The 25,507-nt window shown below is 67.9% G+C and carries 18 protein-coding genes and 1 pseudogene; 9 read left to right on the top strand and 10 right to left on the bottom strand.

What is annotated here, in order from left to right; all coding sequences use genetic code 11:
• Positions 1-74: 74 nt before the first annotated feature.
• The 3 genes and pseudogenes from QHF89_RS37820 (at position 75) to QHF89_RS37815 (ending at position 5,291) form a co-directional block, all read left to right on the top strand.
• Complete coding sequence (locus QHF89_RS37820; RefSeq protein ID WP_136972614.1) at positions 75-2,375, top strand: DUF6891 domain-containing protein; 2,301 nt, start codon at positions 75-77, stop codon at positions 2,373-2,375.
• 662 nt (positions 2,376-3,037) lie between these two features.
• A pseudogene (locus QHF89_RS50045) lies at positions 3,038-3,267 on the top strand (putative PEP-binding protein); the annotation flags it as partial.
• Positions 3,268-3,602: 335 nt separating this feature from the next.
• The gene (locus QHF89_RS37815; protein ID WP_284721438.1) at positions 3,603-5,291 is read left to right on the top strand and encodes a DUF885 domain-containing protein; all 1,689 of its coding nucleotides are present in this window, start codon (positions 3,603-3,605) and stop codon (positions 5,289-5,291) included.
• Between the two features lie 13 nt (positions 5,292-5,304).
• On the opposite strand, the gene QHF89_RS37810 is transcribed toward QHF89_RS37815, so the two are convergent.
• From QHF89_RS37810 to QHF89_RS37775, 8 genes are all read right to left on the bottom strand, one after another.
• The gene (locus QHF89_RS37810) at positions 5,305-6,087 is read right to left on the bottom strand and encodes an amino acid ABC transporter ATP-binding protein (protein WP_136972616.1); all 783 of its coding nucleotides are present in this window, start codon (positions 6,085-6,087) and stop codon (positions 5,305-5,307) included.
• Positions 6,084-7,157, bottom strand: coding sequence for an amino acid ABC transporter permease (locus tag QHF89_RS37805; protein ID WP_136972617.1), 1,074 nt, complete (start codon positions 7,155-7,157; stop codon positions 6,084-6,086). Before QHF89_RS37805 ends, QHF89_RS37810 begins: the two co-directional genes overlap by 4 nt.
• A gap of 6 nt (positions 7,158-7,163) precedes the next feature.
• Positions 7,164-8,042 (bottom strand): transporter substrate-binding domain-containing protein, encoded by an 879-nt coding sequence (locus QHF89_RS37800; RefSeq protein ID WP_284721437.1) that lies wholly within the window; start codon positions 8,040-8,042, stop codon positions 7,164-7,166.
• A gap of 576 nt (positions 8,043-8,618) precedes the next feature.
• The gene (locus tag QHF89_RS37795) at positions 8,619-9,575 is read right to left on the bottom strand and encodes a hypothetical protein (protein WP_136973041.1); all 957 of its coding nucleotides are present in this window, start codon (positions 9,573-9,575) and stop codon (positions 8,619-8,621) included.
• Positions 9,572-9,877, bottom strand: coding sequence for a PadR family transcriptional regulator (locus QHF89_RS37790; RefSeq protein WP_136929599.1), 306 nt, complete (start codon positions 9,875-9,877; stop codon positions 9,572-9,574). Before QHF89_RS37790 ends, QHF89_RS37795 begins: the two co-directional genes overlap by 4 nt.
• Before the next feature lie 103 nt (positions 9,878-9,980).
• On the bottom strand, positions 9,981-10,376 hold the full coding sequence (locus tag QHF89_RS37785) for a hypothetical protein (protein ID WP_136973040.1): 396 nt from the start codon (positions 10,374-10,376) through the stop codon (positions 9,981-9,983).
• A 131-nt stretch (positions 10,377-10,507) separates the two neighbouring features.
• The gene (locus tag QHF89_RS37780; protein ID WP_136973039.1) at positions 10,508-11,170 is read right to left on the bottom strand and encodes a hypothetical protein; all 663 of its coding nucleotides are present in this window, start codon (positions 11,168-11,170) and stop codon (positions 10,508-10,510) included.
• Entirely contained in the window at positions 11,104-11,436 is a 333-nt protein-coding gene (locus QHF89_RS37775) for a hypothetical protein (RefSeq protein WP_136973038.1), read from the bottom strand. The genes QHF89_RS37780 and QHF89_RS37775 overlap by 67 nt, the downstream gene beginning before the upstream one ends.
• Positions 11,437-11,768: 332 nt before the next feature.
• Between QHF89_RS37775 and QHF89_RS37770 the strand changes: the two genes are divergently transcribed.
• Both QHF89_RS37770 and QHF89_RS37765 read left to right on the top strand, forming a co-directional pair.
• Entirely contained in the window at positions 11,769-12,089 is a 321-nt protein-coding gene (locus QHF89_RS37770; RefSeq protein ID WP_136929603.1) for a hypothetical protein, read from the top strand.
• An 87-nt stretch (positions 12,090-12,176) separates the two neighbouring features.
• Entirely contained in the window at positions 12,177-14,513 is a 2,337-nt protein-coding gene (locus QHF89_RS37765) for an MYXO-CTERM sorting domain-containing protein (protein ID WP_136973037.1), read from the top strand.
• A gap of 274 nt (positions 14,514-14,787) precedes the next feature.
• Here QHF89_RS37765 and QHF89_RS37760 read toward each other — a convergent pair whose 3' ends face one another.
• Together QHF89_RS37760 and QHF89_RS37755 are read right to left on the bottom strand one after the other, a co-directional pair.
• Positions 14,788-15,624, bottom strand: a complete 837-nt coding sequence (locus tag QHF89_RS37760; RefSeq protein WP_170229126.1) for a hypothetical protein — start codon at positions 15,622-15,624, stop codon at positions 14,788-14,790.
• Between the two features lie 70 nt (positions 15,625-15,694).
• Positions 15,695-16,870, bottom strand: a complete 1,176-nt coding sequence (locus QHF89_RS37755) for a hypothetical protein (protein WP_136973036.1) — start codon at positions 16,868-16,870, stop codon at positions 15,695-15,697.
• A gap of 100 nt (positions 16,871-16,970) precedes the next feature.
• On the opposite strand from QHF89_RS37755, the gene QHF89_RS37750 reads away from it, so the two are divergent.
• The 4 genes from QHF89_RS37750 to QHF89_RS37735 all read left to right on the top strand — a co-directional run bounded on the left by QHF89_RS37750 (position 16,971) and on the right by QHF89_RS37735 (position 25,400).
• Positions 16,971-17,843 (top strand): LysR family transcriptional regulator, encoded by an 873-nt coding sequence (locus QHF89_RS37750; RefSeq protein WP_170229127.1) that lies wholly within the window; start codon positions 16,971-16,973, stop codon positions 17,841-17,843.
• Between the two features lie 114 nt (positions 17,844-17,957).
• Positions 17,958-18,878: a hypothetical protein gene (locus QHF89_RS37745; protein WP_136973035.1), complete on the top strand. Its 921-nt coding sequence runs from the start codon at positions 17,958-17,960 to the stop codon at positions 18,876-18,878.
• Positions 18,879-19,502: 624 nt separating this feature from the next.
• On the top strand, positions 19,503-20,558 hold the full coding sequence (locus QHF89_RS37740) for a hypothetical protein (protein WP_136973034.1): 1,056 nt from the start codon (positions 19,503-19,505) through the stop codon (positions 20,556-20,558).
• 3 nt (positions 20,559-20,561) lie between these two features.
• Positions 20,562-25,400, top strand: a complete 4,839-nt coding sequence (locus QHF89_RS37735; protein WP_136973033.1) for an RHS repeat-associated core domain-containing protein — start codon at positions 20,562-20,564, stop codon at positions 25,398-25,400.
• Positions 25,401-25,507 lie beyond the last annotated feature (107 nt).

Raw genomic sequence — 25,507 nt, 5'->3', positions numbered from 1 at the left:
CGCCCGCGTCGCGCGGTTCGACGTCGTGCCGATCCGGTCCTTGTGGCGTCCAGCGTCCCGTGCGACCAGGCGCCATGCTCGGCCATCGAGACGTCCCCTCCAAGCTCGACGCGATGATCGCACGCGAGCTCCACCTCGGGTACTCGGACGACGAACGGATCGTCGAGGATGCCACCGAGCAGTTCCCGGATCACGGCGAGCCCGTGGTTCGGGCGGCGCTCGCGGCCGCGCTGGAGAAGCGCGCGATCGAAGAGCGAGGGTGGCCCGAGACCACCGACTGCGATCGCCTCGACAGCGCGTTCGCCGCGCTGGAAGCCGAGGGCGTCGTGGCGCGCCAGAGCTTCTGGTGCTGCACGAGCTGCGCGATCCCGGCCATCAAAGCGGAGATGATGGACGAGGAGGCCCGCGGCACCGCGGTGCGCGGCTATGTCTACTTTCACTGGGGCATGCTCGACGACGTCGCCTCTGGAGACCCGCTCGGCTTGCAGTGCGGCGGCGCGATCGCGGACGACGACAGCGCGCACGGCGGGATCGTCGAGCGCGTCGTGGCCGCCCTGAAGCGCGCCGGTCTCGCGGCCGAAGGGCGCAGCGAGCGGACCGTGGAGGTCGCGCTCGACTGGAAGAAACGCCGGCGCGCGCCGCCCCGGCCCGACGACGCGAAGTCGATCGAGGAGCACGTGGCGGCGTGGGAGCGCGCGTTCGCGACGGCGATCCTCTGCTGCGTACCGAACATGTTCCCGATCGAGCTGGGGCCCGCGCTGGTGTCGGTCGGCGCCGGCGCGCTCGCGGCGCGCTTGGCCTCCCGGAGCACCCGTGCCGGGATGGCCGATATCACCGCGCGCGCCTTGGCCGGCGCCGGCGAGGAGGCGCTCGCCCGCGAGGTGCTGCTCGCGGCGTACCGCCGGCATCCGTCGGTCGACCGCCGGTGGGACAATGACCTCACCACGGCGCTGACCCGCGATCCCGCCCTCTCGTACATCGCTCTCCTCCTGCGCGGCGGCCTTTCGGACGACGTCGTCGCGCGCGTCGCCGTCGCCCGCATCAGCCCCCTGCCGCCCACCATCTTCGCCGCGGCGGCGAAGGCATGGCTCGCGTGCCTCATGCGGGAGGCGGGCCGGCCCATCTCGAAGTACCAGGAGGATCGCTGGATCGGCGATTCGCGCGCTGTCTGGTCGTACGACGAAAAGACCCCCTACGAAGGGTCCGACGCGCGCGAGGGCCGCGTGCTGCTCGCGGCCGCGCTGTGGTCCTACCTCCCGCCCGAGGAGAACAAGGGCTACATCAAGCCCGCGTTCGATTGGCTCTGGTTCGACGACGAGCCCATCGCAAAGCCCGAGTCGGTCGCGCGCCGGGGCACGTTCCGCGCGTCTGCGTTCGTGGAGGATCTCGCATCGCACCTCGACGAGGTGGAGGGCGACGCCGTGCCGGACCTCATGGAGGAGATGATCGCAGCCGGCGAGACCGATCTGGCGCGCGCGCTGCTCCCGAAGCTCGATGGCGACGCGCGGACGCTCGCCCTCATCGCGCTCGGCGAGCTGCCGCCCGTGGACGTGAACGCCACGAAGGAGCGCATCCGCGAGCTCGAGACGTCCTACCAGGATGGCCTCATCACGCACGCCGCGTGGGAGCGGGGGCCGGTCGTCGCGGCCCATGCCCTCGCCGCGAGCGGAGATCCCGAGTCCGCGTTGGCGCTGCTCGCCCCGAGCCTCGAAGAGAAGGTGGCGGAGAGCAAAGCGGACGTGGCCGCGGCGCGCGCGACCCTCGACCAGGCCGCCGCCGCGTCGTTCGAGATCGACTGGACAGCGCGCGCGCCGGACGTCTCCACGGAGTGGACACCCGCGGACGAGCGGAGGCTCGAGCGCATAGCCCGGGAGCTCACCGCTCCCGAAGCGCTGGGCCTCATGCAGGTGAGGCTGCGCATGCGGTGGCTTTCGCAGTTGCTGGTGACGTTCGCGGCCGTCGATCGCGAGCGCAGCAGCAAGATCTTCGACGACGTGGTGGAGCGCTGGGGCGTGCACCAGGCGTGGTGGGGGAGCTGCGTGACGATGATGATGGCCATCGGTCGCCTGGACGAGGCGCTGAAGTTCGATCGAGCTCCGGAAGCGCCGTCCACGGATCTGCGCTCGGTGGAAATCGCGCGATTGCTGCTGCTCGCCGGGCGGCGCGACGATGCCCTGGAGCGGCTCGTCGCCTTCATGGCGAAGAGGGCGTGGCCCAGCGCGCTGCTCGACGTGGGCCACATGCTCCTCTCGCTCGCGGTGCCCGAGAAGCGCCCCGCGATCGCGGCGCGCCTCCGCGCTGCGTACGACCGCGCCATCGTGGTGCTCGACGAGCTGGCTCCGCCTCCGCAAGCGGCGCCGGGCGCGGTGAGCTGATTCGGGCTCCGACAGCGGCGGCTCCTCCTCGAACCCGCGCTGGGGTGTCGTGTCGTGAGGCTGCGGGCCGGAGGGCCGCTGAACGGCCAGCAATGGGGGCGCCCGCGCCCACAACGGCACCGGCCGACGGGATCGCAGGGCACGGCTTCCCGCTCCCGCTCCCGCCTCCGCTTCCGCTCCCGCTTCCGCTCCCGCTCCCGCTGCCGCTCCCGCCTCCGCTCCCGCCTCCGCTCCCGCTCCCTGCCTCGTCGGCGAGCCCCCCCCGTGATCGGACTCCGCCGCCTGCCTCGTCGACCAGGCCCCCGACGAAGTCCGACCTCCTCCGGGGTCTCGTCGACCAGGCCCCCGACGAAGTCCGATCTCCTCCGGGGTCTCGTCGACCAGGCACCCGACGAGGTCCGACCCCCTCCGGGGTCTCGTCGACGAGGGATCCGGGTGAACTTACGTTGTAGTTGCGTGTAGGCACCACGAGGTGTCCTTCGTGTCTGTGAGCACACGAGTGCGGCAGGGCTGCAGGAGCGTGCCCGGTGGGCTCTGGGCCCATCGAACCCTTTCCGCTCCCGCTCCCGCGCACGGGACGTGTCGGAGCGCTTCCAGATTCGGCTGAAGGTGTACGGGCGCGAGCGGGAGATTGCCGCCCTCATCTCAGCCGTGGACCGTGTGTTGACCTGGAGATTGCAGACCGCGCCGAAGAGGTCGCCGCGTTGCCGGTGGACGGCGTGGGGCTGCTCCGGGCTGAGTTCGCCGCGACGACTTCACCCAGCGCATGTCGGCGTCCCTGCTCCGCATCCCCCGCGCCTTTCATCCCCGACCGGTCATCTATCGGACCTACGATTTCCGGACCAACGAGTTCCGCGGGCTAAAAGGGGGCGAGCGGTTCGAGCCCATCGAGAAGAGAGCCCGGACGCTCTTGAGGCCCAAATAGCGCTCTAGAATGCGGCGCGCCATGCATTCTGGGGGAAGTTCCCCAGCGAACTTCGCGCCTAGCTGCGGGAACCGCTCGCCATGTTCGGGGACGGCGGGCAGACCCCATGGAGAGCAGCCGCCGGGGCGTTCGTTGTTCGTCTTTTCCTGAAACCCATTCAGGTCCGCGAGGCGCTCCGGAAACTGGCGGCTCACACCTCGGCGGCCTGGGCATTGCTGCTCGTCCGGTCGGAGAGCGCTGCTGCTGTCACGGCGCTGGATTGGGGGGATTGTATGGTGAGAACGGGCAGGAATTTCCCACGCATGAAGGCGCGCTCGTTCGTGGCGCTCTTCTCGCTCTGTCTCGCGCTGCCAGCCTGCAGCGCCGGCACGCAGGTGAAAGGACCCGCACGCGCGCCGGAGAGCTTCCCGGCGCTGCGCGATCGCGTCGTCGATGCGTGGCTCGCCGATCACCCGCAAAGCGCGCGCCAGCTCGGGCTGCACGCGTTCGACGGGGTGGTGCCCGATTTCCGCAAAGCCGCCATCGATGCGCGGCTCTCGCGCACGCGCAAGGCGCGCGAGGAGCTCGCCGCGGTGCCGCCCGCGGGCCTCTCGGCCGATGATTCACTCGACCGCGCGCTTCTGTTGCAGGAGCTCGATTTGGAGCTCTTCGAGGCGGACGAGATGCACGTCTTCCAGAAGGCGCCGCAGACATACGAGGAGCTGTTCGCGGTGAACGATTACCTGGACCGCGACTATGCGCCGCTCGAGGTGCGGGCGCGCAAGCTCCTCGAGCACGAAAAAGCCGCGCTCGGGCAGGTCGCCCATGCCCTCGCCAACCTCTCGCGCCCGGTTCCACGGCCGGTCCTCGAGACGGGGATCCATATCTACAAGGGCTACGTGCGTTACCTGCGCGAGGACGTCCCGAAGCAACTCCAGAAGCTCACGGATGTCGCCCTGCTCGCGGAGATCACGCAAACCAACGAGAAGCTCGCTCGCGAAGCGGAGACGATGGTCGAGCGCCTGCGCGTCGATTACCTGCCGTCCGCGGATCAAAGTTTTGCGCTGGGCGAGGCGGGGTTCAGGAAGCTCCTCGAGGTCCAAGAGGGGCTCCATCTTTCGCTCGACGAGTTTCTGCGCCTCGGAGAGGCGGATCTCGAGGCCAACCGACGCGCCTACGAGGCGTTGCGCAGCAAGGTGACGCCGACGCGCACGACAGCCGAAGCGCTCCTCGCCGAGGCGACGAAGCTCGTCGACGCAGCGCGGGCCTTCGTGGTCGAAGAAGATATCGTGACGATCCCCTCGCAGGAGCCGATCCTGGTGAAGGAGACGCCGCCGTTCATGCGGTGGAATTCGGCCTTCCAAGACGCGCCCGGGCCCTTCGAGACCGCGCGGGTGCCCTCCTTCTTCTACATCACGATGCCCGATCCCTCGTGGCCCAAGGCCGAGCAGGAGGCTTACCTGCCCTGGCGAGGCCAGCTGATCTCGATCACCACGCACGAGGTTTGGCCGGGCCATTTTCTGCAAGGTCTCTGGCAGAATCGATCGCCTACACGTGTCCAGAAGATGTTCACCAGCTACTCGTTCAGGGAAGGGTGGGCGCACTACGGCGAGCAGATGATGATCGACGAGGGGTTTGCCGCGAACGAGCCGGAGGCGCGCCTGGGGCAGCTCTCGGACGCGCTCCTGCGTGATTGCCGCTACGTAGTCGCGGCGGGCCTCCACGCGAAAGGCATGACGGTCGAGCAGGCGGCGGAGCGATTCGAGAAAGAATGCTTCCAGGACCCCGCCACCGCGCGGGAGCAGGCGGTGCGTGGAACATTCGACCCGGGCTATTTCGCGTACACGCTGGGCAAGCTGCAGATCCTCGCATTGCGGGAGGAGGCCAAGAGGCGGCTGGGGAAACGATTCTCCCTGCGGAAATTCCACGACACGCTGCTCGCGCACGGGGCGCCGCCGATCGCGCTCGTGCGTGAGCGGGTGCTCGCGGAGATGGAGGCGATTGCAAAGTAGCGGCTCTCGTCCGTCAGAGCACCGAAGAGAGAAACCGCCGCGTTCGCTCGTGCGCGGGATTGTCGAAGACGGCTTTCGGCTCGCCCTGCTCCACGATGACGCCCTCGTCCATGAACACGAGGTGGGTCCCGACTTCCCGCGCGAACCCCATTTCGTGGGTCACCACGACCATGGTCGTCCCCTCCGATGCGAGCCGCTTCATCACGGCGAGCACCTCGGCCACCAGTTTCGGATCGAGCGCCGAGGTGACCTCGTCGAACAAAATCAGGTCCGGGCGCATGGCCAGGGCTCGTGCGATCGCCACCCGCTGCTGCTCGCCCCCGGAGAGCTGCCCTGGCTGGCTCAGGGCCTTCTGGGCCAGCCCCACGTGCTCGAGCTCCGCCATGGCCCGCTCCCTGGCCTGATCCCTGGGCATGTGCAGCACCTTTTCCAGGGCCAGGGTGATGTTCCCCAGCGCAGTCTTGTGAGGAAAGAGGTTGAACGCCTGGAACACGATTCCCATGTGCGTTCGCACCTCGTTCAGGTTCACCCGAACGTCGGTGATGTCACGGCCCTTGAACCAGACATGCCCGGACGTCGGCTCCTCGAGCATGTCGATGCAGCGCAGGAGCGTGGATTTGCCCGAGCCAGAGGTGCCAATCACCACCAAGACATGGCCGTACGCAAGATCGATGTCGATTCCCTTGAGCACGTGCACGCTGCCGAACCACTTGTGAATGGCCTCCAGCCGGATGAGCGGCGCGCCCGCCGGGACCGGCCCCGCCGGCCACGTATGCGCATTGTCCTCGCGGCTCATGCCACGGCCCCCAAAAGACCGCTCCGCAGCCGTTTCTCGACCCAGGTCACCAGCCTGATCAGGGGCAGCGTGACAACGAGATAGCCGAGCCCGGAGGCGACATAAAACGTCGCGTTGAAGTACTGCGAGTAGCCCTGCGAGCCGACGGTGAAAAGGTCGCGCTGCGCGAACGACAGCCCCAGAAAGGCGATGAGCGAGGTGTCTTTGATCAAGATGACGAACTCGTTCATGAGGGGCGGGATGACCCGCCGCACGGCCTGGGGAACGATGACGTACCGCATCGATTGCATGTAGCCGAGCCCGAGCCCCCGGGCCGCTTCCATCTGGCCGCGCTCGATCGACTGGATACCAGCCCGGAACACCTCCGCGGAGTATGCGCCGGTGTTGAGGGAGAAGGCCAGGATGGCGGCGGTGTAGGCGGACATGTTCACGCCGAGCCCGAGGGCCAGGCCGAAATAGATCAGAGAGAGCTGGAGCAGGAGCGGCGTCCCTCGAAAGAGGTTGATGTACACGCGCACCGGAGCCCGTACGACCGCTCGTTTGGAGATCGTGAACACCGAGAGGACGAGGCCGAGGATCACCCCGAAGAGCTCGCCCGCGCCGGCCAGGAGAAGCGTATTTCTGGCTCCGTTCAGGAAGGCCTCGTAGTGCGGTACGATCTGCTCGAAGCTCAGGAAGTTACGGGCGAACCTCTCCATGTCGCCCTGGATGAACCAGAGAATGGCGAGGCCGCAGAGGGCGGCCTGAAGGCCCAGCACCGCCCCGGCGATCGCCTCTTCCCGTGACACCCGGGTCGGCATGCGCCGGTAGGTCCCGAAGCCGAGCGCCGTGGCGCCCGCGCCGAGCAGGCTCCCGGATACGAGGATCGTGAAAAGCTCGCTCGATTGCAGCGCCGCCGCGATCCGGTCCTCGCGCTGGATCCCGTATTCGGTCAGCACGGATGCCGTGCCCCCCAGCACGATCGCGAGGGCGAGCCCTCCGACGGCGGCGCTCACCACCCCGAGGGGCCGGCTCCCCTCGCGGAGCGCGGCGATCCCTCGAATCGGATGCGGCGTTGGTATCCGGTTCATGCGCGCTCAACCGCTCGCCTTCACCGTCAGCGACTGCAGGGCTGAATAATAGGGCTTCGTGAATGACACGATTTTCTCTCGGGCCTTCACCGTGGCGTACGAGGGAGAGCCCACCGGGGCATACGCGGTCACTGCCGCGGCGACCACGTCAAACCTGCCCGCCGAGAGGCTCGTGAAAATGGTGTCGAAGTTCGAGTTGACCCACTTCGGGGTCAGGCATAGCTCCTTGGCGATGGCTTCGATGAGCTCGACATCGAATCCCGTCGTTTCGCCGCTCTCGGTGAAAAACTCGAAGGGCGGATAGGGGATATCCGATCCGACCGTCAGCGTCCTCGGCTGGACCGTCGACAGCGAGGGGCAGCCGGAGAAGGGCACGGCCGTCGCCTCCTCCACATGAGACGGGAGCTGCTGCCTGGGAAAATACTTGGTGAAGATCGCCTTGTAGGTGCCGTCTGCGAAGAGGTTCTCGAGCGCCTGGTCGATGCCCTGGAGGAGCGCGAGGTTTTCCTTGTGGACGGCGAATGCGTATTTTTCGCCATTGTCGATCCGCTGGACGATCTTCAGATCGGGCTTCCTCTCGACCACGTCCTCGGAGATCGGAAGGTCGTTGATGATGGCTTGGATCTGCCCCGCCTCAAGCGCGTTGTACATGTCCGGGGCCTTGATGAAGGTCACGATCTGGACGCCCCTCGGCGCAAGCGTGTCCTCCGCGTAGAACGCGCCGGTCGTGCCCCGCTGCACGCCAACCCTCGTCCCGGGCATGAGGTCGCTCACGCTCGTGATCGGGTGGGCGGGGAGCGAGGGCGGTGCCCTCTTGTCGCACGCCGCAGCGGCCAACCCTATCGCGGCGAGGAACGCCGACGCCCAGGCGAATCGCTTCTGCATTCTTGTCCTCTCTCCGCACGAATCCGGGCACGAGCTGGACCAGACGCCGGGCTCGCCCAACGCATCCGTTTCGTTGGGCTGGCGATCGAACAGGTTGTCCAGGCGGGCGCAGGCTTCCTTGGCGCCGAGCCGACAGAACAGGCGGAGCGAGCTCCGCGCCTGCGGGCTCCGCGCGCGAGAGATGTCCGCCGAGCAGCAACGACGCGTCTGCGGCCGCGGCGGCGCCGAGGGACGTCCATCGCCTGCGGAAACCGTACATGGTCCATGGCGATTGCACGTGTCGTGCCCAGCGTGGCCAAAGCGTTCCCTGGCACGCCGATCCGGGTGACCCTCCGTGCGGAGGCTGAGCATTGGTCTCATCGGGGGCGTGGGAGCCGGGGCGCTGCCCCGGACCCCGCGGGGGCTGTTCGCCCCTCGACCCGAACCAGCGCCTGCGCTGGACCTTTCGTGGAAGAACTGCGCTCCGCGCAGTTCTTCCAAGGGCCGATGGCAAGACCACGGACGCGCGTCTTTCCTGGCAACGGGGCGTTGCTAGCGGAGCCGTCAGCGCTGCATGGCGCCTTCCAGAAGCTTCGGTCAGGCCATCTCGCGGTCGCTGCGACCCTGTCCCGAGCCAGCAGCCTGCCGACGGAGGACACGCCAGTGCACCCAGGAAACCGTCACGACGACCGCGGTTCCAAGGAACACGAGCGGATCGCTCGTTTGCAGGAAGTCGCGTGTGTTCCAGCCGATCACGGCAACCCCGAGCGCGATGAACCAGCGGGGATCCGCGAACCCGGAGACGGTGCACGCGACGAGCAGAAGAGCCGCGACGGCGGTCGCACACCGGTCGATGGTGCCGGGCACGAGGTGCCACGTCGTCGTCGCGAACCAGGCCGCGAAGCGAAAGGCCGTCGCCGCGAACGACACCAGCGCAAGCCCGACGAGCGCCGGCCGAACGGCGAGCGCGCGCTCGGTCTTCCTCGTGCCCATCGTGCATGCAGCCATCACGAAGGGGATGGCGCCCGGAACCGCCATACCGAGCGCCCACCGGATGCCGATGGGCCCCGGGTAGCGGAGCGTCCCGAGGAGGCCGATGGCGCCGAGGGTGAGGGCTCCCGTCCAGAGGAGCACACGCCGCCGATGCAGCAGCGCGACCGCGAGGAGCACGTACGCCGCGAGCTCGAGCGCGAGCGGCCCGGCGTAGAGCACGAGCTCCTCGGACGGCACGCCGGCGGCGCTGTTGGCTGGGAGCCAGCGCAAAAACCACCCGAAGCGAAGCAGGAGGGCGCCGATACGAACGCTGGCGAGGAGGATCGCGCCGAGCACGATGCCCTGGGCGAGCACGAGGCGGAAGGGCTCGGTCGCGGGCGTCGTCGCGTGGGCGCGAATCGCCGAGAGGACGAGATCCCACGCGTCTCGCGGGTGGGGCCAGGACTGCTCGGCCGTGCACGTCTCGAGCGTGGTACGGACGAGCTCTTCCTCCCACCGCGCTCGAAACGACGCCGGGAAGAGGGAAATGAGCGCGCGGACGCGACGTTCGAGGGGGCTCATCGGTGCGCGAGCCTTTGCTTGGCGAGCCCCACGAGGGCCTCCCGCCGTTCGGTTTCTTCGACGAGGAGGCTCCGCCCGCGCCGCGTCAGGCGGAAATAACGTCGCGGCCGCCCCTCCTCGATTTCCTCGCGATCGAGCTCGACGTGACCGGCTTCTTCCAGCCGCTCGAGCGCTCCGTACAAAGTCCCGGGGCCGAGCCGGATCGTCCCTCGGCTCAACTCGCTCGCCTCGAGGAGAATGCCGTAGCCATGGCGAGGCCGATCCGAGAGCGCGAGGAGAATCAGGTACGTGGGGTCCTGCATCGGCTCTCCACATATCGCTTCCCCATGTATCGGTCAACGATATATGGAACCCGGCGACCGTCGTCAGAGCCGCCCGGGGCTCCGGACGCGGCGTCGCGCGTGTTTACGTGGACGTAGAAAGCTCGCCTTCCTCGATCTTGGCCTCGAGTCGCGCCAGGGCTTGCTGCAGGTTCGTGCGCTGCGAGCGACTCTCGATTCCGTACTCGTAGAAGCCGCCGTCTCCGCCCACTTGCTCCGGGAAGCGCGCGCGGAGCCACGCACGCAAGGGTGCGCTCACGGTGGCGTGCATGAGGTCGAGCCGCACGCAGATGCCTGGGGAGACCCAGCTCCCTCGGTACACGCCGTCATAGGGGGGGTCACCGGGGATGATCGGGTGCGCAGGCGCCTGCGCATAATGGTATGGGAGCCAGCCGGCGTCTTCGCTCATCGGACGCGCCGGAGCCGCATCGAGCGCGTCCGCGAACGGCAGCAACCCGGGCGAGAGCTTGGAGGGGGACATGGGCACCTGGTGAGACTATCACTCCCTTTCTGTGCGTGTCGACGCCGGCCGTCATGACGTCGTGACGGGTGCTGTCACGGCGTCATGACGATTGTCGCGCGCCCGTGACGGCCTGCGTGGGTCGCCTGTGCTCAATTCGAGCGCGCACAGTTGAGGTAGAAGCAGTTTCCCATGGGAAACGCCACGCCGAACGCTCCCTCACCCCTGTGGCAGGACCCGGTCGATTCCCCGGCCTTCCCCGTGGCCCCGACGGCCTCGGCGCCGGTGCACGCCCACCCGTCGTTCGAATTCTTGTCGATGACGGAGGTACAGGTGTACCCCGTGCCGCTCGCCGCGTCGTTCAGCGTCGTTCCCGTCGAATCGACCGATATGACCGTGAGCGCGACGTCCGCCTCCGGACAGCCCCGCTCGCAGACGCCGGCCTTGCAGGCGCCCTTGCAGTCGAATACCTCCTCGACGACCACGCCCGTGAGCATATCCTCGCAGTTTACGGAGTCGCAAATCGCGGACTGGCAGTTGTACTGGACGAGGTAGCCGCTCTCGTCGCAATGGTCGACGAACGTGCCATTGGTCCCCGTCACGGCCTCCATGACGTACGGGTTATTCGTGGTACCGAGCGAGATCCAGAGCTGCCCCTCTCCGCACTTGTGCGTCTTCGTGGGGCCACCTCCGTCTCCGCCGGCCGCGCCCCCGCCTTCGCCGGACACGCCTCCGCTGCAGCCGGCCATCACCACGACCCAGGCTGCCGCCACGAGCCCCAAAACCCGCCCCATCCGGCCATCTGTCTTCGCCATGTTCGCCTCCGTGCGTCGCGCGTGCCTTTGCAACCGCCGTGCCGCGCCGCGAATGGTTCTTCGAAGGTCCCCCACACGCTGGCGGCGCCGCCGCCGCCGCCCGCGCCGCCCGCGCCCCCTTCGCCCGTGGAGCCGCCGCCGCCGCCCGCGCCGCCATTCGCCCCGCTTCCCTCCGTGGAGGAAGGAGGATCGGCGTTCGTGCCGCCGCAGCCGGGGATCAAGGCATAGAGGAGAATCGAAATGGAAAACGAGCCGATGTTGCGCATGGCGGTTTGAATACCCATCGATGGAGGGCGGGGCAACGGCGACGCGCGCCGTAAAGTGGCTGCGGGGGCCCCGACGGGCACCCAGAGAAATGCTGGGACACCGGGGGGGCCGGGTGAGCGCTCTCCCTGATGTCGGCGGCGCCGACCTCGTCCAACCTCCGGGCCCTGGACATGCGCGGTCGCTTTTCTTACCAGGGTGCGTGTCGCCGCATGTGGGCCCATAGCCCCCGGTAAATCAATTCACCATCTCGATTTCGACTGCGGCTTCTGATAGCGTGACGTCACGCCTGGAACAGGAGCACTTGAAGATGTTGCGTACAGCATGGTTTGTCATGCTCGCAGCCCTCGTTTTCGGCTGCGGCGACGATGGCGAGCGCCCGATCACCGACTTCAACGGCGTTCCGTTTGGTGCGACGTGCGACAACGACAAGGATTGTGGCGGCGCGCAAAACGCATGCTGCACAGGGGGAAAGTGTTCTCCCGAGGGGTGGTGCAGCCCAAACTGCGCGAGCGATCAGGATTGCCCGAGCGGTTTCTTTTGCATCGACCGAGACGGAAAGCGCTGCTTCAACGAATGTGCGGACGACCGCGATTGTCCCACGGACTTCATCTGCGAAGAGAAAAGCGGGCACAAGACGTGCCGGTACAAGTGAGAATTGCCTGCGCGGGACGAGGTCGTTCGTGAGCAAAGGGGCGCCGCGCGGCCTCGAACGCACAGGCCCATGCTGGAGGAGGCACGCATGAAGCTCAGCAAACTCTTGTTCTCGGGGATGGCACTCTGCCCTGCGCTGGCGCTCACCACCGTCGCCGCGCGCGAAGCTCGCGCGGAGGACCGGACCTTCCCCGCCGGGAGCCTGATCATCCCCATGGATCAGGCCTACCAAGCCGAGGGGATCTACCAGTCCTACGGGCTGCTCTTTCACCTCCTCCGCGAGGGCGTGCCCGTACATTGGGTGATCGAGTCTGACAAGGTCTGGCACGGCGCGGCTTGCAACACCGCCGGCGACCTGTGCGCGTGGGACTGCGCGGAGGAGGGCTCGGGGGTGAAATGCCCATACCCCACGGCGAGCCCCGACTTCTTCGCGGGCGCCCAGGTGGTCTGGGGCAACCCCGCGAAAGGCGCCACGATCAAGAACCACGGCTACCGCGGCGGGCCGTTCGTCGTCGACGCGCCCCACCGCGACAAGGCGCTCGAGATCGTCAACGCCTGGAACGATCAAAGCCTGTGGGGCCAGAACCCGTGGGCGGACCGCGCCACATTCCAGGTCGTGACGGTCCACGAGGCGACCGCGCCCTTCTCCGCCGATTCCAAGAAGGAGCTCCTCGCCGCGCCGACCATCGCCGTCTTCGCCGACGGCAATGAGGACATCGCGACGGCGTATCTGCGGGCTGCAGGGATCAAGCAATCGAATGGGGCGGAGTTCCCGGCGGCCAAGTGCGGCGCGGGCACCTGCGGCCCCGGCACGGCGAACCCGGACCTGCTCACCGTGCCCAGCGTCATGGGGAACATGGGCACCTGCGATGCGCCGAACCAGAACCACAAGAATGGCGCCCTCTTCACGCCCGAGGGCCTGCCGGCCTACTGCCAGATCATGAGCATGCACTGGAACGTGGCCGACCGGGAGCTCGTGCAATGCGGCGGCGGGAACTGCCCGGCGACGCCGGAGGAATGCGCCGGCGAGCCCATCACCTACCACGGCCACGAGGTCGTCGCCGAGGTCCGCTCGTTCCTCCAGTACCCGACCCATTTCTTCGCCGAGTGCCAGGCGGTCAACGCGTACGAGAATGCGGTGCCGAACCCTGCGTGGCCCTATCTCGACGATCCCGGGCGCATGGGCCATTTCCTCACGACGACCGGAAACCCGCCCCCCTGTCCCTGCAACCCCGGCCCCGACGAGGGCGACTTCCAATGCGTGGTCGACGGCTGCGGCCCCGGCAAGGACTGCTGCCTGCCGAAGGACATCAAGGAGAAAGGCGCCGGCTTCCTCATCGCACCCTCGCCGAGCCCCATCAAGGTGCTGCGCCCCGACGTGCCGTACATGCAATTCGATGGCTTCTTCGCGCCGGAGGGCGGGAGCGAGCCGGCCTATAACCTGAGCACCTACCTCGGGACCACGTACAAGAACGATCGCGACGTGACGTTCATCACGGCCACGGACGGGCCCGGCAAGGAGGACGTCTGGATGTCCGGGTACATGGACGGGACGTGTGACGTCGATCCGCCCCCGCCGCCTCCCAAGTTCACGGGCGACGAGGCGCCGCCGAAGAGCTTCAACCCGGAAGAATCGTGCGGCGGCAAGGTGAGCTACCTGGGCGGCCATTCCTATACTGGGAAGGCGGGGCAACGCCTCTTCTTGAACGCCCTCTTCGAGGCGGATTGCACGAGCGAAAGCGGGCAACCGCGCATGGGCCTGTCGCTCACCGGCGAGCTCGTCGTGGCGGCGAAGAGCCTGCCCGTCGAGCGCGGCTACGTGGTCGGTTACAAAAACGAGGGGAGCGGGCCGGCGCTCGACGCGGTCCTCCGCGCGCTCCATGCCGCGAGCGGCCTCGAGGTCGTCGACGCCAAGATGGGCACCGTCTCGGCCGAGGGCGGGAGCTGGGCGCTCGGCGCCATCAGCGGCACAATCTCGCAGCCGAACGATCCCGCGGCGTCGGGCTCACGCGACGCGACGCTGAAGTTCACCCAGTTCGGCGAACACGTGCTCAACCTGGACATCCGCTACAGGGTCGGCGTGTCGACCCTTTCGAGCACGATGAACTACATGATCCGCGTGCTCCTCGACACGGACGGCGACGGCGTGCCCGACGAGACCGATCCTTCGCCGAACGACCCCGCGTCGTGCGGCGACTCCGACATGGATGAATGCGACGATTGCAAGAGCGGCACGTTTGATCCCGGAAACGACGGGTGTGGACCTGCCGGGAGCGGCGGGAGCGGCTCGTCGGGCGGCGCCTCGTCGGATCCGGCCGGCTGCGGCTGCCGTATCGGCCCGGCCAGCGCGAGCCCGGCCTTGCTGCTTGCGTTTTCACTCCTGGGCCTGGGCCTCGGCCGAAGGACCCGTCGCCGCCCCCGCTGAAGCGCCCGCCTCTGCCCCCTCAACCATGCCGATGGAGGGACCGACGTGGACACGGGTCCACCTTCGCCATGTTCGCCTTCCTCGTCTTGCACCACCGCCGTTCTCCGGCAGCGGAAGCGGGAGCGGAAGCGGAAGCGGAAGCGGAAGCGGAAGCGGAAGCGGAAGCGGGAGCGGAAGCGGAGGCGGGAGCGGAAGCGGAAGCGGCAGCGGCAGCGGCAGCGGCAGCGGCAGCGGCAGCGGCGGCGGTGACGTCCGGCGCCGCGCGGCGCTCGCCTCATTCCACGCGGGCCGAGAGCGCGCGCACGAGCTCGACCGTGGCCTGCCCGAGGAGCCCGGTCTGCGCGAGTCCCTCGAAGGTCGCGGCGTGGGCCGCAAACGCCGCGCGGCAGTCACGGATCACGGGCACGGCGGCGAGGTGCGCCGCGACCAGGTCGTCGAGCAGGAAGAGCGGCCCGCCCTCCGCTTCGAGCGTCGCCTGGATCCGGGCCTTCACCACCGCCTCGGGCTCGTCGGGCAGCTCTTCCAAGGACTCCTCGGCGATCACCTCGAGCCAGTCGCGGAGCGTCTCGCGCGAAGACACGGCGGGCATCGCGAGCAGATCCGCCATCGCGGCGACCGCCGCCGGGGCCGCCGAGGCGACCGTATGCTGGTGGGCCACGCACTCGCCCGCGAGCTCCGCGGCGTCCTCCGCCCACGCGGGGTCGACCGCGAGGCAGCGCCGCAAAAGCACGCCGACCATCGTCCCCGGGCCAAAGGCGCACGTAAAGCGCCACCAGGGCGCGCGCTCGATGGAGTCCGGGCTCGGGCTGGCGCGCGTAGGCTCGCGGAAGGGCGCGAGATCGAGCCCCGAGGCCGCCAGGGTGGCGTCGAGCTCGGCGAGCGACGGCGCCCGCTCCGGCGGGAGCGGCCGCGTGGTCCAGTCCTCGTGCTCGTCGAAAGGCTCGACGGTCGAAACGCCGAGGAAGGTGCGGCCGAATTCCCCGGCGAGCCCGTCGCGGCGCGCGGCGGCGAGGGCTTGGGGCAGGCTCTCGCGATCGAGGAACTGCCAGGCCTCCTCGGTGCAGGTACCGTCGGGATGGCGGAAGGCGAGACCCATGATGTAGGAGGGCATGGGGGCTCGTGTACCACGCGGACGGAGGGCGACGCAGCGGAACCGTGGGCCGAATCGAGCGCCCGCGCGCTCAGGGCGTGATGCTGAACCGCGTCGTCCAGCGCTGCGTCGTGCCCGGGATCGTCACGGAAAGCCGGCACTCGCCGGGGTCCCCGATCGCGGCCACCGGCATGATGCTGGACGCGAAGGGCTCGACGCCGCCCACGCTCGCCTCGCATTGCGCGGGCGTCGACGACGACGACGCGAACCAGGACTCCGGCATGTTCGCGCAGAGCTTTCCGTGGGTCGTCATGGCCGCGTCGACGTGGAGGTCGACACCGTTGCTCTCCTCGGGGAGGAAAAGCGTGTACGACGTGCCTTCCTCGATGGGCTCCGAGACATTGCCCTTGAGGGCGGCCTTGCGGAGGAAAAACGAGGCCTCGACGGACGTCAGCGCGTCAGGGCCCACCACCTCGAATACCTGCATCCCCTGCACCGGCAGCGTCGTGTCGACCGACACCGTGACCGTGCCTGGGCCCGCGGTCAGGTACGTGGAGCCAGGCCCCGACGTCAGATCTCCGTGCGACCGGAGCGTGAGGGCCACGGGCGCGGGCGCGTTGACCGGCGAAAAGGGGTTTTCCATTGCATCGAGCGGCCGCGCCGTCGGCGCCCACAGCGGCGCGTCCGACGGCAGCACCAGGGTGTCCCAGCAGTCGGCGAGGCGCTGGTCGAACTGCTCGATCACGAAGCCGGCGACGGGTTTGACGTGCAGCACGAGCCGGTGCTGGAGCGGCACGGCCGTCGCCATCGATCCGTCGCCGGAGGGGCAATGCTGCTCGGTGATCTCGCCTTCGAGGAGCACGGTCACGGTGCCCTCCTCGTGGAGCTCGATCGCGAGCGCGCCGTCGACGAGCGCGACCATCGCGGCCGTCCCCTGCACGTCGGCGATCGACTGCCAGACCACCTGGCCCGGGGAGATCGAGCAGTCGGACGACAAGACGAAGCCGTTCTTCGCCACGAGCGTCACGTCGCGCGGGTAGCCCTCGGAGAGCCCGTAGGTCAATTCGGTCTCTTCCTTCGCCAGCCCATTCGCGAACTCGGCGTAAGCGTCGACCTTGGACGACGACGCGTAGCTCGCGGGCAACGTCAGCGTGTGGACCGGCGCTGCGGGGCCAGGCGGCGGCTCGGCAGCGCTCGGGGCGGGGTTGTCGGCGCAAGCGGCGAGGGCGAGGCCGAACATGAGCATGAGCGGAGCGAAGGGGCGCATGAAACCTCCAGGGGGCGAGGGGACGCGGCAGGCGTAGCGCCCCGGAGGCCGGGGGAGAATGCACGTCGGCACCCGACGGCCGTGCAAGAATCCACAGCGTATGAACTGGGACGATCTTCGCTTCGTCGCCGCGCTTTCGCGCGCCGGATCGCTCGCCAAGACGGCCGCGGCGCTCGGCGTCGACCACACCACGGTCGGCCGTCGTATCGAGGCCGCCGAGCGCGCGCTCGGCCTGCGGTTGTTCACGCGCACCGCCGCCGGGTACGTGCTGACCCGCGACGGCGAGCGGATGCTCTCGCCCCTGCGCCAGGTCGAAGACGCGGTGCTCGCGCTGGAGCGCGGCGTCCACGCGCAGCGCGGCGCGCTGGAGGGCACGGTGCGGGTGACCTCGCCCGAGACCTTCGGCATTGCGTACCTGGCCCCGCGCCTCGCGCGGTTTGGCCGCCAGTACCCGGCGCTGTGCGTCGAGCTTTTGCCGGCAGGCGTGGTGCTCGACCTCAGCCGCAGCGAGGCCGAGCTGGCGTTGCGTTTTGTACGTACATCGCACGAATCGCTGCGGGTCCGCCGCGTCGGCGAGGTGAGGCACGGCCTGTATGCGTCCGCCGCGTACCTGGCCCGGCACCCGGTGCGGGGGCCGGGGGATCTGCACGCGCACCCGCTGCTGCTGCCCTCGAGCGGCGTCGAAGTGGCCTGGCTGGAGCAGCTCTCGCCGGGCGTGCGGCCCGCCTTCGTGAGCGACGTGTCGCTGGCCCTCGCCGAGGCCGCCCAGGCCGACGCCGGGGTGGCGGTGCTGCCGAGGTTCTTGGGGGACCAGGCGCCGGGCCTGACGCACGTGCCCATGCCACGCGAGCCGGGGCAGCCGTTATGGCTGACCGTGCACCGCGACCTGCGGCAAACCCCACGGGTGCGCGTGCTGGTCGATTTTCTGGTCGCCGCCCTGCGGGCCGACCGCGACGTCTTGCTCGGCGCCTGAGCCTTTCGCCCTCGCGGGTCGTGGCCGGCCCCGATGTTGCAGCCTGCGTCCGGCATGCACCCCGGCCGCGTCCTTGCTTGTGCCGGGCTGTGCCTGGAAGGCGAGCTGGGATCTATGGACCTCACGAAGCGCATCGGACTTCTCGCGGCCCTCTTCCTCGTGGCCCTCGCCCCGGCCTGCAAGAACGCAGCGGTGACGGGCGGCCCGGGGGAGAACCTCGGGGGCGGCGGCACGGGTGGCACAGGGGGGACGAGCGACGGCGGCGGGGGCACCGGCGGGTGCCAGGACCCTGCGCAGTGTCCGGTGAGCTGTCCGGAGGTCGGCCCGCCGCCGGGAGGACCCTGCCTGGTCGAGGGCGAGGTGTGCGTGGATTTCGACGAATGCGGCTATGGCATGCGGGTGGCGTGCGAGGACGGGTTCTGGTCGACTTCCGTGCACGATCCCGGGCCCCACGCGTGCGGGTGCGGCGCGCCCTGCATCGATCCCTGTCCTGAAGCGCAACCCGTGCCTGGCAGCGCGTGCGACGGCGATTTTTACGAGTGCTCCTACCCCGAGCCGATGTGCGACGGGAACGAGAATGTCGCGATGTGCCAGGGCGGGACGTGGGTCCTCAGCTATCACGGCTGCCTGAAGCCGTGCCCGGATACGCTGCCGGCCGAAGGCACGCCCTGCAATGCATGTTGTGCGTCGAGCACCTGTGCCTACCTCGACGCGAGCGGCTGCCCCGCGCAGATCGCCTGTGAGAACGGCGTATGGGCTTCAAGCGCAGCGTCCTGCACGCCGAGCTCGGCGTGCGCCACCCTGGACAAGGGCCCGTGCAGCCATGCCCAGGGGTGTCGATGGATGCAATGGCTGCCCGTCGGCACGTGTGACTCCTTGCCCGAGGGTGGGTTCCCGCAGGGCTGTTATCCGGTGGCCGACTGCGCCTCGGACGCGGATTGCGAGGGCGGGACGTGCAAGGCGGTCGCGGTCGACCCTTGCCCTGACGGCGATTGCAACATGTGCGCGGACCTGGCGCATCTCTGCGTGCCCTGATCGACCTGCTTCCGAGAGGGTCGTGACCCTCCCGCATGGCAGGTCGAGCCCCCTCGGAGAGGGTCACGATCGTCCTGCATGCCCCTTCGACAAGCCTTCGCGAGGGGAACGACCGTCCCGCAAATCCCGTCGACATCCCTCCGAGACGGTCACGACCCTCCCGCAGGCCTCGTCGAGCCCCCTCCAAGAGGGTCACGATCGTCTCGCAAGCCCCGTCGACATGCTTCCGAGAGGGTCGTGACCCTCCCGCAGGCCTCGTCGAGCCCTTTCCAAGAGGGTCGTGACCCTCCCGCACGTCCCGTCGACAAAGCCTTCGCGAGGGTCGTGACCCTCCCACAGGCCTCGTCGAGCCCCCTCCGAGAGGGGTGTGGCCGTCTTGCAAGCCCCGTCGACATGCCTCCGCGAGGGGCGCGACCGTCCCGCAGGTCTGCTCGACCCGGCCCGGAGAGGGTCACAACCCTCCCGCGGCCAAGGACCTGCGCCCCTCCCAGCGGCTCCGCCGTCCCACCGCACCCCCTCGCGACGCCGATGACGGATTGGGGAGCTTGCCGAAGTGCGAGGCTTGACGTGGGAGGGACCACCGTGTTTCCGTTCTGACAACACTAGCCAACCAAGGAGGCTCTCATGTCTATCTACAGGCTCAAACGGTTTGAGGTCAGCGCCATTAGCCTCAACAACCAGTTTTACGCGAACGGGAGGCAACAGCTCCGAGTCGACATTACGATCCAGAAAGAGAAGTGGGACGAGAACATACGCGATTGGGTCGAGGAGGCTCTCACCGAGACCGAACGACAGACGCTCACCCTCGTCGACTTCTCGTCCGACCTGAACCAGACAAACCTGCCGCAGGGCTGGTCCGTCGACACGGAGCAAAATGGATTCTTCACGGGGCCCTACTTCGCCTCCCTGGCAGAGCCGGAGCCCGAAGCAGGGGGGAAGGCGGAGGCGACGCAGGCTCCACCCGGCGAGCCCGGAGATGCCATCAAGACCAATGCCAACGCTGTCGCCGAAACCCACGCCCGCTACACCCGCTCCACCTTCGTCGGCATCGCGAAGCTGATGGCCCGCGTGAAGCTGGACGGCGGCCAGGTGCTCACGACGAACATGTCGTCCGGAGATCACAACTTCACGAGCAGCGTCATGCTGCAAGCGGTCACGCCTCACGCCATCCAGCCGTCGCAGCTCACCATGACCACCCGGATCCTGCTGAACGACCCCGTGATGAGCGGTGCGACGCAGAGGGTCACCGCATACTTCTGGACGATGCCCGTCGGGCTGGAGATCTACTCCATCACGCACGTGGGTGAGCCGAAGCTCTTCTTCGTCAGAAAGGACCAAGGCCAGCTTTTGCGTGGGAGAGGGTATCCCTCCGATATCAACATGCTCGTGTACACGTCGTATGGCGACATCAATGTTTTCGGGTGGGAATACCGCATCACCATCGCGAAGAACCAGTTCGCCGTGGATGTGCTCCGTGTAAACCCCTTTAGTGCCGTAAAATCCACCTGGAATACGGGTGTGGTGTTTTCCGTCATCGACATGTACGGCAACGAGCACCGGTACCGAGTCGATCCATCGAGCGACGACTCGACCGTGACCATCGCCCCTGGTCCAAGGTCAATCGAAATGCCCCAAGCTGAGCCGGCGCATGCAGAGCCCGCGCGCGCGGGGGGAGCGTGAGCCATGAGCGTATCCATCTACTCCAACGCATTCAATTTCGGTTCGTACCTGAGCGGCGCGGTGGACCCGCGGACCGGGCAGTATTCGGTCGCCATTCCCTTCGTGCAGATCCGGCCGCCCAACCTGGATGATCTGAGCCGCAGCATCGGGATCACCTTTTCGGCGCTGCGCCCCGAGAACCGAGGGTTCGGCATCGGCTGGTCGATGAGCCTGTGCTCGCTGGATCTGACGAACAACCAGAACGTGCTCACGCTCTCCGATGGCCGGTCATTCCAGGGCAACAGCCTGCCGCCGGACGGCTACGATCTCACCTTCAAGGATCAGAAGCTCAAGGACTTCCGCGTCACCAAGATCGACGCCAACACGTTCGACGTCATCTCCAAAGACGGCGTGGTGGAGCGGCTGATCAAGAGGGGGGGCGAGCTCGTGGCCCGGCTCTCGCTCCTGCGCTTCCCCAGCGGCGAGACCTTTCAATATTCCTATGATCATCAGGTCAATGGCGTCTCGTATCTGACCAAGATCGTCTTCGTGCAGACCGGGGAGACGTACCTGGAGATCACCTACCAGGGTTTCAACGCGCGCCAGGTGAGTTATCCGGTCGACCATGGCAAGACGGCGCGGATCCAGCTCGATCACCAGAATGACTTGCTCACGTCGGTGACCCTGCCTCATGACGCCGGCCAGAGCGGGGGCAGCGCCGCGGCGTTGCCCAGGTACACGATTTCGTACCGTCCCCTCGGGGCTTTTCAGGGCATCGACCGGCTACGGAGCCCCACCGGCTCGGTCGAGACGCTCCAGTACAAGGAGGAGGGCCACAAGCTCAATGGCGGTGGTCACGTCCCCTACGTCATCTCTCACGAAGTGGCGCCCGGGCGTGGCCAACCGAGCACGAGGAGGACCTACAGCTTCAGCCAGGACCAGAATTTCCTCGGGTATGCCTCAGGGGCGCCCGTGTTCAGGCCGGGCGAGGACAACCTGTACCTGGTGCTGGGGAACTATACCTACAAGAGCACGGAGTACGTCCTCGAGAACGGGAGCAACCTCTCCGTCACCGAGCGCGAATTCAACCGGTTTCATCTCTTGACCAAGGAGGGGAAGACCCAGCAAGGGACCCGGACGTCCACCGAGATCACCTACAATGAGATCGCGGGGCAGAGCTTCTCCCAGCAGCCGGCGAACCTGCAGCAGCCGCGGGTCGTGACCAAGCGGTACGAGAACCTCCAGCCGTACGCCTCCCGCGAGGAGCGAACCGAGACGGAGACGGACGAATACGGCAATCCCCTGAGCCAGCTCGATCCGACCGGGGTGAAGACGACCTTTACGTACTACGCGAAGGGCGGGGAACCGGGGTGCCCGGCGGATCCCTTCGGCTTCGTACGCTACGTGAAGCGCGCCACCGTGACCCCCGCAGCGGCCGGATCGACGACCTCCAAGGTCACGGACTACACCTACCTGGAGACGTCGACCTTGGGTCAGGCGCCCGCGCGTTATTTCGTGAACAAGGCGACGGAGACGTTCAATGGCGCGGAGGTCAAGACCTTTGCCTACAACGACACGCCCACCAACGCCGCGACCCACGCCCTCTTGAAGAGAATGGACACGCGGTGGAACAACAAGACCACCGTGATCGCATTCGACCACGTGGTGTCGGGAGGGACGACGAAGACCACCACCACCGTCACCGGATTCGACGGCGTGAAGGCGACCCTCAGCACCACCCGCTCACGCATCACCGGCCGGCGCTGGCAGGAGTACGACGTCAACGGGGTAACGACGAACTCCACCTATGACGTGCTGGGGCGGGTGGTCGAACACACCACGTCCCCGGGCACCTCGTCCGCGGCCACGCGGCGCTACGAGTACAGCTTCCCCGGCGGTGACGAGACCGGCCGCTGGCCCGTGCTGACGGAGACGGACCCGCAGGGGGTCGGCAAGAGGGTCCATTTCGACGGCCTGGGTCGCGTCGCCGCCGAAGAGGCGCAGGATGACGTGAGCGGCTCGAGCGCCCCGGGGGCGTATCGCCTGGTGACGGAGAGGTTTTATGACGTGCTCGGCCGGACCGTCTCGGAGAAGCGCCACGACTGGTGGTGGAACGCCGGGCAGACGGCGCGAACCGAGACGATCCACGAGACCCGGTTCGAGCACGACGGCTGGGACCGGCTCCGGCGGACGGTCTTCGCCGACGGTCACGCCGAGCTGACGATCCACGATGTCGTCGCCAGGACGGTGAGGACGGGCATCGAGGGGGAGGGCAACATCCTCACGGTGCTCGATGCCTTCGGCAATCCGCTGACCAGCACCCAGGTTCATGCAAATGGCGTCACGTACGCCACCTGGCGCAACCAGTACGATGGTTTCGGGCGGAAGATCAGCGAGCAGGACGCGCTCGGGAACACGACCCGGTACAGCTACGATCTCTTCGACCGCGTGACCGAGAGGACCCTGCCGGAGAACACCCAGGTGCGGGTCCAGTACGCGGATTTCAGCGCCCACGACCTGATGGTGAGCTTGACGGTGGACGGCACCAGCTTCGGCACGCGCAGCTACGACGGCCTGGGCCGGGTGACCGCGGCAGGCGTGGGCGGACGCACCACCAGGTACGCCTATCAAGGAGGCGGCGACAAGCCTTCCCAGGTGACCACGCCCAAAGGCAACGTGCTGGCAATGGCGTACGCGCCCGTCCTGGGGGGGCGGCTCGTCGGCGTCACCGGGCCCGACGTCTCCTCCGAGTATCAGCTCGATAAGCGGACCACGGCCCTCACCCAGGCGAAGAGCGGCGACTTCATCCAGGACCTCGGCTACTTCGCCTCGGGGCTCTCGCGCAGCTCGTCCGAGCAGGCCATCCCGCGCCTGGGGCGGAATCGCGTGACCACGAGCTACGCCTACAGCATGTCCGGTCGGATCCAGACCTTCGTCGACGGTTTCAACAACGCGCACACGCGTGAATACGACACCCAAGGGCGCTTGAAGTCCTGCCAGCAGGGCAACCGCCGGGCGAGCTTCGGCTACGATGCCAAGAGCCGCCCGAAGAGCATCGTGGTGGAGGACGCCGCCGAGAGAACGAGCCTGACCACCACCTTGACCTACGACGATTTCGGTCGCGAGACGCTGCGGGTCACCTCGGGCGGGTCCTCCACGCGGATCGAGACGAGCTACTTCGCCAACGGTCAGGTCAGCGGCCGGGTCACGACCGAGGGCGGCGTGCTCCTGCGTGACGAGACCTACGTCTACGACAAGCGGAGCCGCCTCCAGCAGTACCGTTGCGCGGGGAGTCAGCCGCCGCGCGATTCCCGCGGGCGCGTGGTGGTGGCGCAGCAGTTCACCTTCGACAAGTGGAGCAACATCACGCGGCGCGAGACGACCTTCACCGATGGGGTGGAGGTCACGACCTACCAGTTCAGCGCCCAGGACCCGACCCAGCTCTCCGCCGTCGTGCAGAATGGCCAGACCATCGCCCTCGCCTACGACGCCGCGGGGAACCTGACGCGGGACGAGCGGGGCCAGGAGCTCGAATACGACAGCCAGAACCGGCTCATCCGGGTGCGGAACAGCCATGGGCAATTGCTGAGCGAGTACCACTACGACGCGATGGGCAAGCTGGTGGCGCAGTCCCTGCCCACCGGCGGTCACACCCAGCGGTACTACCAGGGCGAGATCATCAGCAACCAGACCCTGGACGATCGAACGATCACGTACCTGGGCGCAGAGGGCCAGTATTTCGCGCAGGAGGAGCGGCAAGGCGCCACCACCCGCGGGCAGCTCTTCGTGACCAACAGGGAGCACAGCCTGGTGGCGTCGGTGGACGCCGGGAGCACCGAGGACGTCCGCTACACCCCTTACGGCGAGCGCAGCACCTCGGGCGAGGGAAGGATGGTGATCGGATTCAATGGCGAGAGCGTGGATCCGGTCACCGGGTGGTATTTCCTGGGCAATGGGTATCGCGTCTATAACCCCACGCTCATGCGCTTCCATAGCCCGGACGGCTGGAGTCCCTTCGGGCAAGGAGGGGTGAACCCGTACGTGTACAGCGCCGGCGATCCCATCAATCAGATCGATCCCACCGGACATCTGAGCTGGAAGGCCTGGCTGAACATCGGCCTCGCCGTGATCGGGATCGCGGTGGGTATCGTCACGTTGGGGGCGGGGGCGGCCGTCAGCGCGGCGGCCATCGCCGCGACGACCCTGGGGATGGCATCCAGCGCCGTGAGCATCGCCGGGGCGGTCCTCGAAGACAACGAGAAGGCGTCCTCGATCCTGGGCTGGGTATCGCTCGGGCTCGGGGTCGCCAGCGTGGGCGCCGGGATCACCGCGTTCGCCCGATCCACGGCGTCCGTGGTCTCCGCCGGAGCGAAGGCCGCCCAGACCGTCAAGAACGAGGTGGCAGGGATCACCGAAAGTCTGGTGAGCAAATCCCTGGCGGTTTCTCGGGGCAAAACCATTGCGATGGCGGTGGAAGGGATCGGCCACGCCGCGGATGTGGTCTCCAAAGGCACAGGGATCGCAGCCAACTTCGTTGAGAATGAAAAAATCGCAAACATCCTCAACTGGGTATCTGTAGGGACCGGGGCCGTCCCCACCGCCCTGGGCGGCGGTGGCCTGATCAAGTCGGGGCTGACCAAAGGCAGCACCGAGAGCCCAGCGCTCCACGCCGCGCCGACCGGGAGCCGGGCCTCCAGCTCCGACGTCGCGCTGCTGGCCGCGCGGCCGCTCCGCGCCGATACCCCGTTCCGGGTGAGCTCGGATCGCTTCAACAACGCCTACAACATCTTGCCCATCTCGCCGCACGGGCTCTTCCGCAATGCGGAGATCGAAGTCGAGAGCCTCTTCGTCACGCGACTGTGAAGCCCCCGTCACGTTAGAAAACCCCGGGGGGCGAGGAATGCCTCGCCCCCCGGCGAGAGCGCCCCTCTCGGCCAGCTCCGCGCCGTCGAGCGCCCGCGAGAGCAAAG

Source organism: Polyangium sorediatum (genome assembly GCF_029946465.1).
GTDB lineage: Bacteria > Myxococcota_A > Polyangia > Polyangiales > Polyangiaceae > Polyangium > Polyangium fumosum.
The sequence above is the reverse complement of the archived record's forward strand: the minus strand, read 5'-3'. Positions and strand labels throughout refer to the sequence as shown.

What these genes read in the sequence shown, in the direction of transcription:
- QHF89_RS37760 (WP_170229126.1), bottom strand. Translation starts at nt 15,624, where the DNA reads ATGCCCTCCTACATCATGGGTCTCGCCTTCCGCCATCCCGACGGTACC.
- QHF89_RS37810 (WP_136972616.1), bottom strand. Translation starts at nt 6,087, where the DNA reads ATGAGCCGCGAGGACAATGCGCATACGTGGCCGGCGGGGCCGGTCCCG.
- QHF89_RS37790 (WP_136929599.1), bottom strand. Translation starts at nt 9,877, where the DNA reads ATGCAGGACCCCACGTACCTGATTCTCCTCGCGCTCTCGGATCGGCCT.
- QHF89_RS37815 (WP_284721438.1), top strand. Translation starts at nt 3,603, where the DNA reads ATGAAGGCGCGCTCGTTCGTGGCGCTCTTCTCGCTCTGTCTCGCGCTG.
- QHF89_RS37775 (WP_136973038.1), bottom strand. Translation starts at nt 11,436, where the DNA reads ATGCGCAACATCGGCTCGTTTTCCATTTCGATTCTCCTCTATGCCTTG.
- QHF89_RS37780 (WP_136973039.1), bottom strand. Translation starts at nt 11,170, where the DNA reads ATGGCGAAGACAGATGGCCGGATGGGGCGGGTTTTGGGGCTCGTGGCG.
- QHF89_RS37770 (WP_136929603.1), top strand. Translation starts at nt 11,769, where the DNA reads ATGCTCGCAGCCCTCGTTTTCGGCTGCGGCGACGATGGCGAGCGCCCG.
- QHF89_RS37795 (WP_136973041.1), bottom strand. Translation starts at nt 9,575, where the DNA reads ATGAGCCCCCTCGAACGTCGCGTCCGCGCGCTCATTTCCCTCTTCCCG.
- QHF89_RS37745 (WP_136973035.1), top strand. Translation starts at nt 17,958, where the DNA reads ATGGACCTCACGAAGCGCATCGGACTTCTCGCGGCCCTCTTCCTCGTG.
- QHF89_RS37735 (WP_136973033.1), top strand. Translation starts at nt 20,562, where the DNA reads ATGAGCGTATCCATCTACTCCAACGCATTCAATTTCGGTTCGTACCTG.
- QHF89_RS37820 (WP_136972614.1), top strand. Translation starts at nt 75, where the DNA reads ATGCTCGGCCATCGAGACGTCCCCTCCAAGCTCGACGCGATGATCGCA.
- QHF89_RS37740 (WP_136973034.1), top strand. Translation starts at nt 19,503, where the DNA reads ATGTCTATCTACAGGCTCAAACGGTTTGAGGTCAGCGCCATTAGCCTC.
- QHF89_RS37800 (WP_284721437.1), bottom strand. Translation starts at nt 8,042, where the DNA reads ATGCAGAAGCGATTCGCCTGGGCGTCGGCGTTCCTCGCCGCGATAGGG.
- QHF89_RS37785 (WP_136973040.1), bottom strand. Translation starts at nt 10,376, where the DNA reads ATGTCCCCCTCCAAGCTCTCGCCCGGGTTGCTGCCGTTCGCGGACGCG.
- QHF89_RS37750 (WP_170229127.1), top strand. Translation starts at nt 16,971, where the DNA reads ATGAACTGGGACGATCTTCGCTTCGTCGCCGCGCTTTCGCGCGCCGGA.
- QHF89_RS37805 (WP_136972617.1), bottom strand. Translation starts at nt 7,157, where the DNA reads ATGAACCGGATACCAACGCCGCATCCGATTCGAGGGATCGCCGCGCTC.
- QHF89_RS37755 (WP_136973036.1), bottom strand. Translation starts at nt 16,870, where the DNA reads ATGCGCCCCTTCGCTCCGCTCATGCTCATGTTCGGCCTCGCCCTCGCC.
- QHF89_RS37765 (WP_136973037.1), top strand. Translation starts at nt 12,177, where the DNA reads ATGAAGCTCAGCAAACTCTTGTTCTCGGGGATGGCACTCTGCCCTGCG.